The organism is Bradyrhizobium sp. SUTN9-2 (assembly GCF_003122645.1).
Taxonomy (GTDB): Bacteria; Pseudomonadota; Alphaproteobacteria; order Rhizobiales; family Xanthobacteraceae; genus Bradyrhizobium; species Bradyrhizobium yuanmingense.
In genome coordinates this window covers 4222294-4238668 of sequence record NZ_LAXE01000001.1, presented here as the reverse complement: position 1 = coordinate 4238668, position 16375 = coordinate 4222294, and the positions used below count along the sequence as shown (strand labels likewise).

Annotated in this window: 10 protein-coding genes; 2 read left to right on the top strand and 8 right to left on the bottom strand. The window is 65.0% G+C overall.

Annotated elements, in window-relative coordinates; genetic code table 11:
* The 7 genes from XF30_RS19705 to XF30_RS19675 form a co-directional block, all read right to left on the bottom strand.
* On the bottom strand, positions 1-1849 hold a 1849-nt coding region (locus tag XF30_RS19705; protein WP_192893194.1), incomplete at its 3' end, for a caspase family protein.
* A gap of 222 nt (positions 1850-2071) precedes the next feature.
* Positions 2072-2842, bottom strand: a complete 771-nt coding sequence (locus XF30_RS19700; RefSeq protein ID WP_109143609.1) for a carbonic anhydrase — start codon at positions 2840-2842, stop codon at positions 2072-2074.
* Between the two features lie 249 nt (positions 2843-3091).
* Entirely contained in the window at positions 3092-3580 is a 489-nt protein-coding gene (locus XF30_RS19695; protein ID WP_225113130.1) for a DUF2846 domain-containing protein, read from the bottom strand.
* Positions 3581-3726: 146 nt separating this feature from the next.
* Entirely contained in the window at positions 3727-7230 is a 3504-nt protein-coding gene (gene dnaE, locus XF30_RS19690) for a DNA polymerase III subunit alpha (protein ID WP_109143608.1), read from the bottom strand.
* 446 nt (positions 7231-7676) lie between these two features.
* Complete coding sequence (locus XF30_RS19685) at positions 7677-8399, bottom strand: outer membrane protein (protein WP_109143607.1); 723 nt, start codon at positions 8397-8399, stop codon at positions 7677-7679.
* A 557-nt stretch (positions 8400-8956) separates the two neighbouring features.
* On the bottom strand, positions 8957-9595 hold the full coding sequence (locus tag XF30_RS19680) for an HD domain-containing protein (protein ID WP_036025269.1): 639 nt from the start codon (positions 9593-9595) through the stop codon (positions 8957-8959).
* Positions 9596-9636: 41 nt separating this feature from the next.
* Positions 9637-10098 carry a carboxymuconolactone decarboxylase family protein gene (locus XF30_RS19675; protein WP_036025271.1) on the bottom strand — a complete coding sequence of 154 codons (462 nt, stop codon included), beginning with the start codon at positions 10096-10098 and terminating at the stop codon, positions 9637-9639.
* Between the two features lie 114 nt (positions 10099-10212).
* On the opposite strand from XF30_RS19675, the gene pdxR reads away from it, so the two are divergent.
* Both pdxR and XF30_RS19665 read left to right on the top strand, forming a co-directional pair.
* A complete protein-coding gene (pdxR, locus tag XF30_RS19670; RefSeq protein ID WP_192893425.1) occupies positions 10213-11619 on the top strand; it encodes a MocR-like pyridoxine biosynthesis transcription factor PdxR in 1407 nt (468 codons plus the stop codon).
* Positions 11620-11778: 159 nt separating this feature from the next.
* Positions 11779-13098, top strand: coding sequence for a hypothetical protein (locus XF30_RS19665; protein ID WP_244608980.1), 1320 nt, complete (start codon positions 11779-11781; stop codon positions 13096-13098).
* 46 nt (positions 13099-13144) lie between these two features.
* On the opposite strand, the gene XF30_RS19660 is transcribed toward XF30_RS19665, so the two are convergent.
* Positions 13145-16294, bottom strand: a complete 3150-nt coding sequence (locus XF30_RS19660; RefSeq protein ID WP_109143605.1) for a GAF domain-containing protein — start codon at positions 16292-16294, stop codon at positions 13145-13147.
* Between the last annotated feature and the right edge of the window lie 81 nt (positions 16295-16375).

Genomic DNA, 16375 nt, shown 5'->3' with positions numbered 1-16375 from the left:
GGGTTGTAGCGGCGCTGCCGGCGGGAGCGTTTGCGGTCGGACTGGGTGTGCCTCCCGGCGTCCCAGCTCCGGGCGCCGCTCCGGCTGGCGGGCTGCCGGGAGCTCCCGGCGGCGGCACAGTATTGGCCTGCGGCAGCTTGGCGCCGGCGGGCGGCGGCGCTGTCGTGCCAGGGGCGACATTGGCCGGAGCCGGAGTCGCGATACCCGGCCTTGCCGTCGGCTGGATGGTCGCGCTCGGCGGCATCGGCGCCTTGCCCTGCTGGATCAGGGCGGCACGCTGAACGACCGCCTGCGGCACGGCCGGACCTGCCGGCGTGGCGCGGCCGGCAACCGCCGGCGCCAGATTGCCAGGTCCGATCCCAGATCCGAGCGCCGGCCCCGCGGCCGGCGGCGGCGCCGGCGGGCGGTTAATCACGGTGTTGATGACCGTGGTGTTGTGGATGTTCTGGTAGATGATGTTGTTCGGCGGCGGCGCGACATAGACCGGCGGCCTCACGAACACCGGGATCGGCACGAACACCGGCTGCGGCAGCACGAACAGACCGACCACCGGCAGCGGCGGCGGCAGCACGACGAAATCCGGCGGCGGCGGCGGCAGATAATAGACCGGCGGCGGCGGTGGCGGCGCGAAGCCGAAATCGGGATCGCTGAAATACAGCACCGGGCGATCGACATAGACCACCTCCTCCGGCGGCGGTGGCGGCACGTCGTAGTCGATCATCGCGAAGGTCGGCGGCGGCTCGGGCGGCGCGGTGAGGATCGCAAGGCGGCGCCGCGCATCCGCCGCATGCGGCCCGCGCGGATAGCGGCGCAGATACGACCAATAGGCCTCCGGCGTGTCGGTCCGGTAGGTCCGCCGCCAGGTGATGGCTTCGCGGCGCGCGGCAACGATCGCCATCACGCGCTTGGCGAGGGGATCGTTCGGATAGGCCGCGAGAAACTCTTCATAGGCCGCCAGCGTGTCGCGCTCGAGCGCGGCGGCATAGGCGTCCTGCACCCCGAGATCGCGGATCGGCTTGCCGCGGATCGCGGCGACCTGGTCGGGCGCAGCCTGCGGCGGCGGCGCATCGGGCGCGCGCTCGAAGAACGAGAATGGCGCCGAGATCTTCTGCTCGTTCCAGGGCACCTGCGCGCCCTTGGAGGCCTCGTTGACGCGCAGGCGGACGCGGTCGAACACCTCGGGCAGCGGCAGGCCGCCGGTGCGGATCATCTCGGCGAGCGACTGCGCATAGATGCCGTAGGGCCCCGGCTCCTCCGGCGCCACCGTGCCGGGCGCGGCATTGAAGGCGATCAGCATGTTCGCCTCGGGCTCGACCAGCGCCAGACCGCTCGCGATCGGCTGACCGCCCTCGATGAAGGGCTGCGCACGGGCTGCGTCGAGCACGACGATATTGGCCTTGAGTGGAATCGAGGCGAGCTGGCGCGCATAGTCGCTGATGCGCAGGGCCTCGGTCGGTATGTCGGTGTCGCGGCTGATGTTGGAATCGACCGGGATGAAATAGTTCTCGCCGGCGAGCTGCACGCCGTAGCCGGCAAGATAGATCATCGCGACGGTGCCCGGGCCCGACGCCTGGGCCTTCTGGATGAAATCGCGCAAGCTCTTGCGCAGCGTGTCGCCGTCGAGATCGCGCGCGCCGACCACGTCGAAGCCGGCCGCCTGTAGCGTCTGCGCGATCAGGCCGGCATCGTTCGCGGTGGTCGCCAGCGGCGATTTGGCGTAGGCGCCATTGCCGACCACGAGCGCGATACGCTTTTCCTGCTGCTGGGCACGCGCCTGATGCGGCGCGCCTGCGGCAAGGACCGCCATCGGCAGGAGAAGGCAGAGGAAGACTTTGAGCGTCCCACGCATGGCTTGTGCCTGCTTTTGTCGTTGAGGTGGCCACCGCATATACCGCATATCAGGCGCGCGGCCAGCTGAATGGCACTTGAACGAAAAGCGCGGATTGAGGCGGCGGCATGGCGCCGCCGCCCAACTCAAACCTCCACGCCAAACCTCACGTCAAACCTCGAACCTCCACGTGAGGCCTGCAAGCCTCGCGACCGCACTGCGGCACAAGGCTCCTCGGCCCGTTCAGCCCTGGGCGATCAGATCGACCGTGCCAGTGGTTAGCCGGTAGATGCCGCCGACGACCTTCAGCTTGCCCTGCTCCGCGGCCGCATTGAGGATCGGCGCAGCCGTCTTCAGCTTGGCGATGTTGTCGACCACGTTCTGCCGGATCGCCTTGTTGAGCACGTCCCCGCCCTGCTGCATCGCCGCCTTTGCGGCGGGCGCGATCGCATCGACCAACGAGGGAATGTGCCCCGGCGGCGACGTATTGTCCTTGATCGCCTTCAGCGTCGCGTCGACCGCGCCGCAGGCATCATGGCCGAGCACGAGGATCAGCGGTGTGTTCAGCACCGCCACCGCATATTCCATGCTTGCGATGGTCTCGGTGCCGGCAAAATTTCCGGCGACGCGACAGACGAAGAGGTCGCCGCGCCCCGCGTCGAACGCATATTCCGGTGCGATGCGCGAGTCGGCGCAGCTCAGCACGGCCGCGAACGGATTCTGTCCGCCGGCCAGCGCCTCGCGCTCGTGCTTGAAATCGTGACGTCGCGACACGCCGGCGACGTAGCGCCCATTGCCTTCCATCAGCCGCTTCAGCGACGCGTCGGGCGACAGCACATTCTGCGGCTTCGGCGGCTGCTTGGCGTCCTTGGCCAAGGCGCCACTGGCGAAAGCTCCACCGGCGAAGGTCATGCCGAACGCGGCGGCGCCAAACAGCATCGCCGATCGCCGCGACGGCGCGATGTCTTGGCGCAGAGATTGGTGATGCAGAGTGTCAGAACACTTGTCGCACATGTGACGTCTCCTCGGGTCAGTGGACGAATGAAGCGTCGCGAAGATAGGTGCGCCGATATGAAGAAATAACAAATGTTAGTTGATGCAACCGATGATTGCTGCACCGCGCGCTATGCTGCAAGCCGAAAGGCCGGTCATTCCGCGCCCGACGATTGCACGAACATGCGTCCGCCTGCATGCATTCGAGATCAACCCGCCAAAGAGCCCCTGCGCCAGCGCGATCAGAGGCACGTCGTCGTACCGCGCGCCCTACTCGACGGCTTCCAGCTCCGCGAGCTTCGTCCGCGCGGTTGCCTCATCCAGCGCGACGAGCTCGCCCGGCCCGAGATTGGCCTCGCCCGCCGTCGCGACGGACACGACCGCAAGTCCGGCCAAACCGCCGAGCACGGCGCCGCCCATGGCCGCATCGTGCCGGGGGCTGCTCTTGATCAGGTAGAAATGCGTCCGGCCTGCCTCCATGACGATCTCGCGCTTGGTCTCGCCCGGAAACATCAGCTCGGTGAGCAGCACGTCGTGACGCCCGGCAGGCCGGTCGGCATAGGCATATTTCCCGGCCACGACTTTTCCGAGCGGCGCACCGTCGAGCTTCACCTCGCAGGCGCAAATGGCCATGCTCAAGCCGCTCCTCTTGTCCTGCAGGAACACCACACGCGAGTGCCCCGCGCGCGGAGGACCAACCTTTTTCGACACCGACGCAAAGTCCGTCCCAACCTGATTGCTGACGCACCCCGTCAGCATGGCACAAACGGCCAACAACAACGCAACCTGTCGCAGCATCACACGCCCCATTCCATTCCCCGGGGACATGCTAGTCGGAATCAGCGCAGGGTTGCAACCGATGCAGTATGACGACTTTGCAAAAACCGGAACGCGTGGCGGAGAAGCTAAAGCTGCTGCACGTCGACGACGCCTGCCACCGCCTTGATCGCGCCGGCGATCTGCGGCGAGACCTTGAAGCGGCCGGGCAGCTTCATCTCCACCTCGGTCTCGAGGTCGAGCATCAGCACCAGCGAGACCTCGCCGTCGCCGTTTCCGCGGGGTGCGATGCTGGGACTGCCGACCTTCGGCGCGCCGCCGTTGGAAGCCGCCATCTCGGGCCCGGCGAGACGCTTGGCAATCGAGTCCAGCGGCTTGGTGTCGCGCAGGAAGATGCGCAGCCCCTTCTGCGTCTTGGCCGCGGCATCATCGAGCGGCTCGGCATGCAGCACGCGGGCGCGGACGTCCTCGCCCTGAAGCTCGGCCCCGAGTTGCAGCAGCACGGCCGCGCCCGGCTCCAGCACGTCGCGATATTGCGCAAGGCCTTCCGAGAACAGCACCGCCTCGAAATGGCCGGTGGGATCGGACAGCCCCATGATGCCCATCTTGTTGCCGGTCTTGGTACGCCGCTCCATGCGCGAGACCACGGTCGCGGCAACCTTGCCGGCGGTGGCGCCGGTCTTCACGGCGCGCGAGAACTCGGCCCAGCTCTGCACCCGCAGCCGCCTCAGCACGGTCGCGTAATCGTCGAGCGGATGTCCCGACAGGAAGAAGCCGATCGCGTCGTATTCGCGGCGCAGCCGCTCGGCCGGCAGCCATGGCTCGACCTGCGGCAGCATGATGGTCGGCGCATCCGCCGACATGCCGAACATGTCGTTCTGGCCGATCGTCGCAGCTTCATGCGCGCGCTGGCAGGCGGCGAGGATCGCATCCGCACCGGCAAAGACGCGCGCCCGGTTCGGCTCCAGCGTGTCGAAGGCGCCGGCGGCGGCGAGACTTTCGATGATGCGCTTGTTGATCGCGCGCGGCGAGACGCGCGCGGCGAAATCGGCGAGCGAGGTGAACAGGCCGCCCCGGGTGCGCTCCGCGATGATCTGCTCGATCGCCTGGATGCCGACGCCCTTGAGCGCGGCGAGCGCGTAGTAGATCGTGTTCTCGCCGACCTCGAAGGTCGCGCCCGACCGGTTGATGTTCGGCGGCTCGACCTTGATGCCGAGCCGCTGCGCCTCGGAGCGGAATTCGGAGAGCTTGTCGGTGTTGTTCAGATCGAGCGTCATGGACGCGGCGATGAACTCCACCGGATAATGCGCCTTCATGTATGCGGTGTGGTAGGACACCAGCGCATAGGCCGCCGCGTGGCTCTTGTTGAAGCCGTAGTCGGCGAATTTCGCGAGCAGCTCGAAGATGGTCTCGGCCTGCCCCTTCGGCACGCCGTTCTTCACCGCCCCCGCGACGAAGATGTCGCGCTGCTTGTCCATCTCGGCGCGGATCTTCTTGCCCATGGCGCGGCGCAACAGGTCGGCGTCGCCGAGCGAATAGCCCGACATCACCTGCGCGATCTGCATCACCTGCTCCTGGTAGATGATGACGCCGAAGGTCTCCTTCAGGATCGGCTCCAGCACGGGGTGCAGATATTCCGGCTCCTCGTCGCCGTGCTTGCGCGCGCAATAGGTCGGGATGTTCGCCATCGGGCCCGGCCGATAGAGCGCGACCAGCGCGATGATGTCCTCGAAACGGTCGGGGCGCATGTCGATCAGCGCCCGCCGCATGCCCTGGCTTTCAACCTGGAACACGCCGACCACGTCGCCGCGCGCCAGCATCTGATAGCTCTCGGCATCGTCGATCGGCAGCGTGGCGAGATCGACATCGATGCCGCGCGGCTTGAGCAGCTTGCAGGCGACGTCGAGCACGGTGAGCGTCTTCAGGCCGAGGAAGTCAAACTTCACGAGGCCCGCCGGCTCGACCCATTTCATGTTGAACTGGGTCACCGGCATGTCGGATTTGGGATCGCGGTAGAGCGGCACGAGCTCGCTCAAGGGGCGATCGCCGATCACGATGCCGGCCGCGTGGGTCGAGGCGTGGCGGGTCAGGCCTTCGAGACGCTGGGCGATGTCGAAGGCGCGCGCCACCACGGGATCCTCGTCGCGGAACGCCTGCAGCTTCGGCTCGCTCTCGATCGCGGCGGCCAGCGTCACCGGCGCCGCCGGATTCTGCGGCACCAGCTTGGTCAGCTTGTCGACCTGGCCGTAGGGCATCTGCAGCACGCGGCCGACGTCGCGCAGCACGCCGCGCGCCTGCAGCGTACCGAAGGTGATGATCTGCGCGACCTGGTCGCGGCCGTAGCGCTGCTGCACGTAACTGATCACCTCGCCGCGGCGGTCCTGGCAGAAGTCGATGTCGAAGTCCGGCATCGAGACGCGTTCCGGATTGAGGAAGCGCTCGAACAGCAGGCCGAACTTGATCGGGTCGAGGTCGGTGATCGTGAGCGCCCACGCCACCAGCGAGCCTGCGCCGGAGCCGCGGCCCGGCCCGACCGGAATGCCGTGAGCCTTGGCCCATTTGATGAAGTCGGACACGATCAGGAAGTAGCCCGCGTACTTCATGCGCATGATGACGTCGAGCTCGAACGCCAGGCGCTTGTTATAGTCTTCTTCCGTCGTGCCCTGAGAGAGGCCGTGCACGCGCAGACGGTTGGCGAGCCCCTCCTCCGCTTGGCGCTTCAGCTCGGCCGCCTCGACGGCGGCGGCATCCGAGCTCGCTGCGGCGCCGACGGTGAAGAACGGCAGGATCGGCTTGCGCGTCATCGGCCGGAACGAGCAGCGCTCGGCGATCTCCACCGTCGAGGCCAGCGCCTCCGGAATGTCGGCGAACAGCACCGCCATCTCGGCGCGCGTCTTGAAGCGATGATCCGGCGTCAGCTGCACACGGTCGGTCTCGGCGATCAGCCGGCCGCCGGCGATGCAAAGCAGCGCATCATGTGCTTCGTAATCGTCGGTGGTCGCGAAATACGGCTCGTTGGTCGCAACCAGCGGCAGTCCCTTGGCGTAGGCGATGTCGATCAGGCCGCCTTCGACGCGCCGCTCCTTCTCGGCGTTGTGGCGCTGCAATTCGATGTAGAGACGGTCGCCGAAAAGAGCGGCCAGACGCTCGCACCGCGCCCCGGCGAGCTCGGCCATGCCGCCGGCGAGCGCCAGCGAGATCGGCCCGTCCGGCCCGCCCGTCAGCGCAATCAGGCCCTCGGTCTCGCCCTCGAGCCAGTCGAGCTTGATGAACGGAGCATGGCTGTCCGGCGATTCCAGGAACGCGCGCGAGTTCAGCCGCATCAGGCTGCGATAACCGCGCTCCTGCGCGGCGAGCAACACCACGCGCGAGGGTCCCATCGCGTTGCGCGCGTTGGGATCCTGATCGCCGAAATCGATGGCGAGCTCGCAGCCGACGATCGGCTGGATGCCGGAGCTCGCCATCTTGTCGGAGAACTCCAGCGCGCCGAACAGATTGTCGGTGTCGGTCAGCGCCAGCGCCGGCTGGTGGTCCTTCTTGGCAAGCTCGGCGAGCTTGGCGATCTTGATCGAGCCCTTGAGCAGCGAATAGGCCGAGTGAACGTGAAGGTGAACAGATCCGGCGCTCGGCATGGTCGCGTGACGGCCTCTTGCAGATGAGATGGAGCGGTCTCCGGCGCCTCAAGGCATCATGCACTCGCGGCCGACTCGCCTCTCAATGGTGGGGTCTCACAGCTTGAGAGTCCACGCCGGAGCGGCCGCTTGGGCGCGTCGTCCCGCTTTTCCCCAAGAGGTCGGAGAAAGCCGGCCTACAGCTGCGGAATGACCTGGGCCCAGATCGCGATCATCCCGACGAACAGCGTGATGGACGCCAGTGCGGCGGCTTCTTCCACGAAAACCCTGAACATGGCCGGCTCCCTTGTTGGAACGTATGAAGAACATTGTTCTCATTTCGTTCTATGGAGTCAAGCGATCCGGAAGCCGCCGAAAGGAGATGGTTAACTCGCTGAAGACAAACAGCAAAAAAGCCCCGGCCGAGGCCGGGGCTTTCGTCAGCCGCTCACGTGGAGCGGTCAGTCTCAGTAACGGCCGATCATCGGGCCGCCGAACTTGTAGTTCAGGCGGACGAGACCCATGTCGATGTCCTGCCCGATGCGTTCGACAGCGCCACTGGCGAAGGTGACGTTGTGGTCGCCGAGGAAGATGTGGTTGTACTCGACGCCGACCGTCCAGTTCGGAGCAAAACCAAACTCCAGGCCCGCGCCAACCGTGGCACCCCAGCGGGTCTCGTCGGCCCGGTCGAGATTCGCACCCGTCACGACGCTGTAGACGTCGTACTTGTTGCTGACGACCGCCGCACCGCCCTTCGCGTAGAGCAGGACGTTGTTCCAGGCATAGCCAACCTGGCCTGTGATCAGACCGAACGCATCGACGCGCGTCCGGTTCCGCAAACCGGTGATTGCGCTGATGTTGTCACCCGAGAAGTCGGCCCAGTTGCCCTGGCCCTCGAGACCGAACACGAACTGGCCGGACTGAAAGCGGTAACCGATCTGGCCACCGACGGTGCCGCCGGTCGAATTGTGGGAGCCTTCCGGACCGAAGCCGACCAGATCCCACGACGTGTCAGCCGAACCGCCGCCGCCGTTGAGACCGATGTAGAAGCCGCTCCAGTCGTACACCGCAGCGATCGCCGCGGGCGGTGCTTTGGTGTAGGGCCGTGCCGCGAGATCAGCCGCAAGTGCCGGCGCAGTCGCACCAAGCGCGACCAGGCTGACAGCTGCAAGCAACAAATTCTTCTTCATTTGATTCCCGTTCCAGTTTCTTCAGTAGTGGGCCCCCCGGCCGTGGGTCGTCATAACAGCGATCGACGGAATTGCTGTAGCCGCGGCGCCACAGTGTGATCGAAAGGACTTTGCTCATTAACGAATGTTAATCAAGCATCGCGGACACCCCATCAAACAAGGGGTTTCGCAGCAGTTTCAATGTTGACGAGGCGAGACAAGCTGCATGCGCGCGCAACATCGTCGCGCGCACATTCGCGTGATGGAAGAGGCGAATGCGAACAAGTTCCTCATCCAAATTGTCGCCATCTTTTCGCTCGCTTTCATCACATTCGTGGGCGCGTCAATCGCTAGCTCGCCTCCGCGCGTACTTCGCCGGACAAAGCGACACCCCATACGCGATCAGAGTCGTCTGCGTGATGAGGCCAATCAGCGACAGTGCCTTTTGGAAGCTGCAGCCTCACACACCGTCTTTCACCTGAAAAGCCCGCCTGAAGCGGGCATCTCGAAGGATGGTCGCAGGAACGGCTGAACAGCTCTCAAATGCCATAGCCCTGCGATGAGCGCGCTGCGTCTGCTCAGCTTTGCCAGGGCGCATTGCGGATCCGCGTGCACGCGTTCGGCCTTTGGAAGCTCGGATCGTGATCTGCGATGTAGTCGAAGTTGACCGTCCCGAACGTCGTCTGCGGTTTCTTCAGCGCCGAGCAGGTCTGTACCTTCACGAACTCGTTCTTGAAGTCACCGCGCGGGAACGCCGAGATCACCTGCTCGCGCTGCTCCGGTGTGTAATGATCATACCCGATGCCCACCACATCCACCAGAACGCCTGCGTTGGTGAGCGCGATTTCCGGTCTCATATATTGCGGAATGCCGGGCGTGGTGTGCAGGGCGATGGCCTCCCACACCAGATCGGCCTGGGAATCAGCGATGCCGCGTGCCCGCAGAAACTCGCGCGCTGCATCGGCACCGTCGACTTCAAACCGCTTGGTCGCGGTATGGTAGTGATCGACGAGGCCGAGGTCGTGAAACAGGGCCGCGACATAGAGAAGCTCGGAATCAAACTTCAGCTTCTGGCGCAATCCCGTCATCGCGCCGAACACGTAGACGCGAACGGAATGGTTGAACAACATCTCGTCTTCGTAACTGCGCACCAGCTCGGCGGCCTCGCGAGCCAGTTGGCTGTCGGGAATTTTGACGCCGGAGATCACTCTCGTCATTTTCAGGTTCCTGCTTTCTGTTTCGGCTGATTCCCTTCGGGTCAGGCGGCCTCCTCGAGCGCGGCCTGCGGCGTATTTCGAAAGCTGATCGACATGCGATTGTACGCATTCATCAGGCTGATCGCGATCGTGAGATCGACCAGCTCGCGCTCGCTGAAGACTTTGCGAACGGCTTGATAGGCCTCATCCGGGACGTTGGTCTCGGCGACGCGGGTGATCGTCTCGGCCCATGCGAGAGCCGCACGCTCGCGCTCGTCGAAAAGATGGCCCGCCTCGGCCCAGGCCTGGACCAGCGCGATCTTTTCGATTTTCACGCCGCTCTTCAGCAGGTCGCGTGTATGCATGTCGAGGCAGTAGGCGCAATTGTTGATCTGCGACACGCGAAGATAGACCAGGGTGACAAGCGTCGCGGGAAGTCCGCTCTGCATGACGTAGCCGTAGACACCGCCCAGCGCCTTCATACCTGCCGGTGCGACGTGATTGTAGTTGAGCCGTTCGCTCATCTGCCTGCTCCTTGATGATCGGGGGATGAACCCTCCCTCTTGCCCCCTTAGGTGCCCCTGCACTGGTCCACAAAAAAGCACCAAGAACGTACAAAACTCGTGTACCACGCAGGCATGACGAGGCCGCTGCATCTGGAGCTCGATCGATCTGCAAAGACGCCGCTGGCCGAGCAGATCCACAAGGGGATCAGGACCGCGATCGAAAGCGGCGTTCTCGCCCCCGGCGCACGCCTGCCCTCCTGGCAGGATCTCGCCGCCCAACTCGGCGTCGCCCGCGGCACCGTACGGGTGGCGTACGAAAAGCTCTCATCCGCCCAACTGATCGTCGCAAGCCGCGCGACTGGAACCCATGTCGCCGACAGGCCCCCGTTCCCAGTAAGGCGGGACAGCGCCCCGTCGCCCGGCTCGTTCATGGAGATGTACCAGGAGCTGACGGCGGGGCCCGCGATCTTCCAGATGGGCGTGCCTGCGCAGGAGACCCTTCCCGGGACATTGCTGGCGCGGATGCGCGCGCAGGCAGTTCGGGCGGAGGTGAGCGCACCGGCGATCTACCCGGATCCACGCGGCGAGCTGGCGTTGCGGCGCGAGATCGCGGCCTACCTCGCGCTGGCGCGCGGGATCGAATGCGCGCCGTCCCAGATCATCGTCACTGCCGGTTTCAGCGGCGGCCTTGGCTTGGCGCTCCGCGTCCTCGGACTCGAGCAGAAGAACGCCTGGATGGAGGACCCTGGCTTTCCCTTTACCCGGCAGGGTCTCGCGCTCGCGCGATTGTCGGTTGCGCCGATCCCCGTTGATGCGGACGGCATCGATGTCGATTACGGCATGAAACATGCTCCTGATGCGGCACTGGTGGTCGTGACACCGGGCCAGCAGGCGCCGCTCGGCTCCACATTGTCGCTTGTGCGGCGCTCACGGCTGCTCGACTGGGCAGCGCAAAGCAAGGCATGGGTGATCGAGGATGACTATCTCAGCGAGCTTCAGCTCAAGGGCCGGGCGACGCCGGCGCTCGCATCGCTCGACCGCGCCGGCCGCGTCATTCACATCGGCTCTTTCAGCAAGACGGTGACGCCTGCCCTGCGGCTGGGCTTTGTCGTCGCACCGGCCGCCCTGGCGTCGCAATTTGCCGAAGCTGCTGCGTGCCTTGCGCCCGCGCCTGGGCCGGCGGTGCAGCGCGCGATGGCCGACTTCATGCGCGAGGGCCATTATCTGCGGCATCTTCGGCGCACGAAGCGGGTTTACGCTGCACAAGGCGATGCATTGCTGAAGTACCTTCGCGCGCGCACTGCGAACATTGCGCTTGCCGGGTTGGCGGCGGTGCTGCAATTGGCGGACGGAGCACCCGACCTGGCCATCGCCAGGGAAGCAGCACGGATGGGACTTGCGCCTACGCCGCTGTCGCTCTGGTATGCGTCGAACGGACCAGTGCGCCCGGGACTTTTGCTCGGCGTGGCAACGTCTCCGCTCAAACGAATTGAGGCGTCCTGCGATCGACTGTTGCAAATCATCGATCGTCTGACGTGATCTTGACTGACGGACGATAGCACGCCGCGCATGGATGCGTTGCTGGCGGTGGCCGGTGAACGAAATAAGCGTGCACCGGCCGGCCCATCAAAAGTTGTGATAACGGCGTTTCTCATATAGGGTCGAACCTCTTCCTCGCCGTGCGTGGTCGCTTGCTGCATGCATGTCCGTATCCTGCTCCTCCTTGCCTTGCTTCTGCTTCCGGGCACTTTGCGAGCCGAAGCAACGCCGGTCGAGAAAGCCGGCTTCGCCTCCAGGCTGACGATCTATCTCGCCAAGGGGCCACCCGATGCATGTGGCCCGGGCTGCGATCGCTGGATTGCCATCGAGGGCGAAATCGATCGCGAGGCTGCGCTGCGCATTCGCCGCTTCCTTGCCACCGTCAAGGACCTGCAGCGTCCGATCTATCTCCATTCGCCCGGCGGCAACGTCGAGCAGTCTTACGCGATCGCGCGGTTGCTGCGCAGCCGCAAGGCGGTTGCCAGGGTTGGCCGCACGATCGCGACCGCCTGCGCCGCGGGCACGCAGGGAGACGCCGCTTGCCTGAAGCTCAAGAACGCGAGCGGCGAGGTCGAGGCCGAACTCACCACGACCCGTGCCATGTGCAACTCGGCCTGCGCATACCTGTTTCTGGGGGCGGCATCGCGCGAGGTCGCCCCCGACGCCACAATAGCGGTCCATAATTCCAAGCTGGTGCTCGCCTTCGACGGACGGCCCGATCCGGCGGCGGTCGCGGAATACAGGCGCCGCCGGCTCTTGGCGGCCGATCGCGATCGCGCCGCGTTCATCGCCGCGATGGGAATTGGTCGCGAGCTCGATTCGCTGATCCGGACGGTGAAATTCGAAAGCCTGCACGTGCTGACGCGATCCGAGCTCCACGGTTTCGGCATCGACATGCGACCGCTCGCTGAGACAAACTGGTCGCTGGAGAAAGAGGCCCGGCCATTCGTCCGCAAGATCGCGACCGCAAAGAAGGCGAACGGCTCCGCGTTCCGAACGATGGAGCTGCGCCTGTCTTGCGAAAGCAGCAAGGGCGCACCGCTGACATTTGCGGCCGAGGTCGACGAAACCGCCACCGGCAAGAGCACGATCCTGATCACGGCGGATGCCGACAAGGAGAAGACGGCCGGAGGATCTCCGCTGCGGACCGGCAAGCACGAGGTCTGGCGCAGCAACATCGACCCCGACATGGTCAAGGCGATACTGGCCTCCCGCTCCCTGCATGTCCGCGAAAGCACGCCGATCGCGGACGACAGGACGGACATCATGACATTCGAGCTCGACCTGGCGGGCCTGCCGTCACAATGGGCTCGGCTCAAGGCATCCTGCGCATTGCCGACGCCGGGCCCGACAAGCTCCTGGCCGACGACGCCTGGGAAAGCGGCTCCCTGGCAGGCAGTTCATTGGCCCGAGAGCCCTTGGACGCCCGCCCCCCAACTGACCGTCAGCACAAACCCTCGGCCCGCTCCGTCGCCTTGAAATGCCATCGGACATCGCCGGGGACGATTCAACGCGCAACATTCATTCACCCCTCGTCGAGCAGGGAGCGGACCTTGGCGGCCAGGTCTTCGATCGCAAAGGGCTTGGACAGCAAATGCTTGCCGGCATCGAGCACGCCATTGTGGACGATCGCGTTGCGCGTGTAGCCGGTGGTGAACAGCACTTTCAGATCCGGGTATCGTCTCGACAGCTCGGCCGCGAGTTCGGCACCGGTCATGTCGGGCATGACGACGTCTGTGAACAGCAGATCCGGAACGAAACCGCCTTCGATCTTGCCGATCGCCTCCCGGGCGCTGGCGGCCTCGACGACGGTATAACCAAGCTCGCGCAGGCTTTCGGACGAGATGCCGCGGACCCGCTCGTCGTCCTCGACGACGAGGATGGTCTCACTCTGCGGACTTGCACCGGGATGTGGCACGCCGTGCGACGGAGTTGAGACAGGCTCCTGGCCCGCGAACCGTGGAAGATAGATCTTCACGGTCGTACCGACATCCACCTCCGAATAGATTTTGACATGACCGCCCGACTGCCGCACGAAGCCGTAGACCTGGCTAAGGCCAAGTCCAGTCCCCTTGCCGACGACCTTGGTCGTAAAGAACGGATCGAAGACCTTTCCCAGCACGTCCGCCGCAATGCCCGTGCCGTTGTCCGTCACCGCAATGAGCACGTACTGCCCGGGCTGCAGCGCGTATTCGCGGGCATATTTCCGATCTATCGAGGCGTTGGCGGTTTCGATCGTCAGCCTGCCACCCTTAGGCATGGCATCGCGTGCATTGACAGCAAGATTGACGAGAACGCTTTCGAGCTGGGCAGGGTCTGCCTTGACGCGCCAAAGGCCAGCCGCGAGGACCGTCTCGAGACGGACGAGCTCGCCGAGCGAGCGCTCGAGCAGCTCACTCATCTCACCGACCATCTTGTTGATGTCCACGACCTCGGGCGCAAGAGGCTGCTGCCGCGAGAACGCCAACAATCTTTGCGTCAACGTGGCGGCACGGTTCGCACCATCCGTTGCACTATCCAAGAAGCGGTCAATGTTGAGCTCGCCCTTGCCGAGCCGCCGTTTGGCGAGATTCAAGCTGCCGAGGATGACGGCCAGCATGTTGTTGAAGTCGTGGGCGATCCCCCCGGTCAATTGCCCGACGGCTTCCATCTTCTGCGATTGCCGCAATTGCTCCTCGGCCTTCATGCGCTCGGCGATCTCGTCGGCGACACGTTGCTCCAGCTCGGCATTGAGCGCTTCGAGCCTGGTCAGCAGCCCGGCATTGTCGATCGCGGTCGCGGCGTGGCCGGCCATGCCGAGCAATGCGGATTCGTGCTCCTCGTGGAATCGACCGACCTCCGCATGACCGAAGAAAAGCCCACCGAGCACCTCGCCGCTGCGCGAGATCACGGGGACCGCCAGATAGGACCGGACCGGAAGATGGCCCTCGGGCATGCCTTTCCGCGGCGCATTCTTGCCATAGCGCGGGTCTTGCAGGATGTCGTCCGACCTCACCACGCCCGTGCCCTTGAAGGTCGGCTCGAACACGGCGGTGGCGCGCGGCATCGGGAAGTTTTCGAAAGCGGATCGCGGCACGCCGGACAGCGAATACAGCATGTAGCTGCCGCCGTCCGCGGCCAGGACGTTGTAGAAGAAGGCTCCGAACTGGGCGCCCGTCAGCTCGACGCCGGCATCCGTCACGATCTGCACGATCCTCTCGAGATCGCGTTCGCGGGCAACCGACGCTCCCGTGTCGTTGAGGATCCTCAGATGACGCTCGGTCTTCTTTTGCGCGGATATATCCAGCACGGTCCCGATGAATCGCGTGGCGTGGCCGTCAGAAAAGATCGCGTGACCCGTTGCGGCGATCCAGCGCTCGACACCATCCTCGATACCGATGGTGCGGTATTCGATGTTGTAGCTTCCCGGAGAATTGGGCTGTAACGCGGTCGAGACGGCCTCATGGGCGCGCTGCCTGTCGTCGGGATGGATGCCCTTCAGGAATGAGCCCTCGTAGCTGACCTCGGCATCCGGTGAGAGACCGAACACCTCCTTGCAGCGGTTATCCCATCGAAGAATGTCGTTGACCGGATCGTAGTCCCAGGTGCCGATTCCGGCGGCCTTGTTGGCGAGGACGAGCCGCTCGGCAGCTTCGCGCGCCGCCTGCTCCGATCGGACGCGCTCGATGTGCGCCCATGATCGCTCCGTCACCTCGGTGAGCAAGGCAAGTTCGCGCGGCGTCCAAAGATGCGGGCCACGGTGATGAATGGCCATCAAGGCGGTCAGGCGCCCCTCCTTCACCAAGGGCATGCAGATCGTCGAACCGATGCCGATGCGCTGGAAGGTGGCGGCTTCCTCGGGGGCGATCTCCTTCAGATTGTCGTTGATGATGAGGGGGCGGCCGGCGCCCAGCTCTCGCACCGCCTTCTCGCCGAAGTCGGCAAGGCTGTAGTGCCCCACTATGTGCATCGCACCGGGGGCAGCCCAATCCCCGCGGATGGTGAAGCCGTCCTGATCAGGATCCATGTCGGCATAGGCGCAGTTGGAGACGCCGAGATACTCACCGACCATTCGCGTCGTCACTGCCATGACGCCGTCTGCATCGCGCGTCTTGGCCGTTTCCTTGTTGAGAGCGTCCAGGAAGAGGAGCCGCGCTTCGTTCTGGCGCACCGCGCTCTCGGCGCGGCGACGTTCAACGGCGGTGCGGGTGCGTTCGGCAACCTCGCGGATGAGCTCGAGCTCCGCCGGGGTCCATTCGCGCGGCGTGGCATTGTTGATGTAGAGCAGCGCCACGACCCCATCGGGCTCGGAGATCGGCATGTTGACGAATGCGCGCGCCGAGATCGCCTCGAGAGCTCGGGCGCGGTCGCCGACGCGAGCGTCCTTTTCAGCATCAGCGCAGACGACCGTCTCACCCCGCTTCAAGTCTTCGATATAGCTGCCATAGTCGCGAAAGCGCAGCACGCCGGCCAGGCTCGAGATCCCAGGCGCATTCCAGTCGCGCGCGATGGTGATGGTCTCTGCGGAGGTATCGACGGTGCCGTAACCTGCCCGGCTGACATTGAGGCTGCGGCCCAGCAGCTCCGCCGCCGCATAGGCGAGATCGTCGGGGCTGCCGATCTCTCGAATATGGTCGCCGAGGGCGGCTAAGACGGCGTTGCGTTCGGCCGAGGGCATCCCGGTCGTTGTCGTCATCGCTCATCCCCGAACACGTCCCTCGCTCCACCTGCACACCGATGAAACGGTAACCGTAGGATTGCCCTTAGGTTCCCCGGC

Bases quoted from the DNA above. Each gene is read 5' to 3' on its own strand.
- dnaE (WP_109143608.1), bottom strand. From the start codon at position 7,230: ATGCCGAGCGCCGGATCTGTTCACCTTCACGTTCACTCGGCCTATTCG.
- XF30_RS19675 (WP_036025271.1), bottom strand. From the start codon at position 10,098: ATGAGCGAACGGCTCAACTACAATCACGTCGCACCGGCAGGTATGAAG.
- XF30_RS19685 (WP_109143607.1), bottom strand. From the start codon at position 8,399: ATGAAGAAGAATTTGTTGCTTGCAGCTGTCAGCCTGGTCGCGCTTGGT.
- XF30_RS19680 (WP_036025269.1), bottom strand. From the start codon at position 9,595: ATGACGAGAGTGATCTCCGGCGTCAAAATTCCCGACAGCCAACTGGCT.
- XF30_RS19700 (WP_109143609.1), bottom strand. From the start codon at position 2,842: ATGTGCGACAAGTGTTCTGACACTCTGCATCACCAATCTCTGCGCCAA.
- pdxR (WP_192893425.1), top strand. From the start codon at position 10,213: ATGACGAGGCCGCTGCATCTGGAGCTCGATCGATCTGCAAAGACGCCG.
- XF30_RS19665 (WP_244608980.1), top strand. From the start codon at position 11,779: ATGCATGTCCGTATCCTGCTCCTCCTTGCCTTGCTTCTGCTTCCGGGC.
- XF30_RS19695 (WP_225113130.1), bottom strand. From the start codon at position 3,580: ATGCTGACGGGGTGCGTCAGCAATCAGGTTGGGACGGACTTTGCGTCG.
- XF30_RS19660 (WP_109143605.1), bottom strand. From the start codon at position 16,294: ATGACGACAACGACCGGGATGCCCTCGGCCGAACGCAACGCCGTCTTA.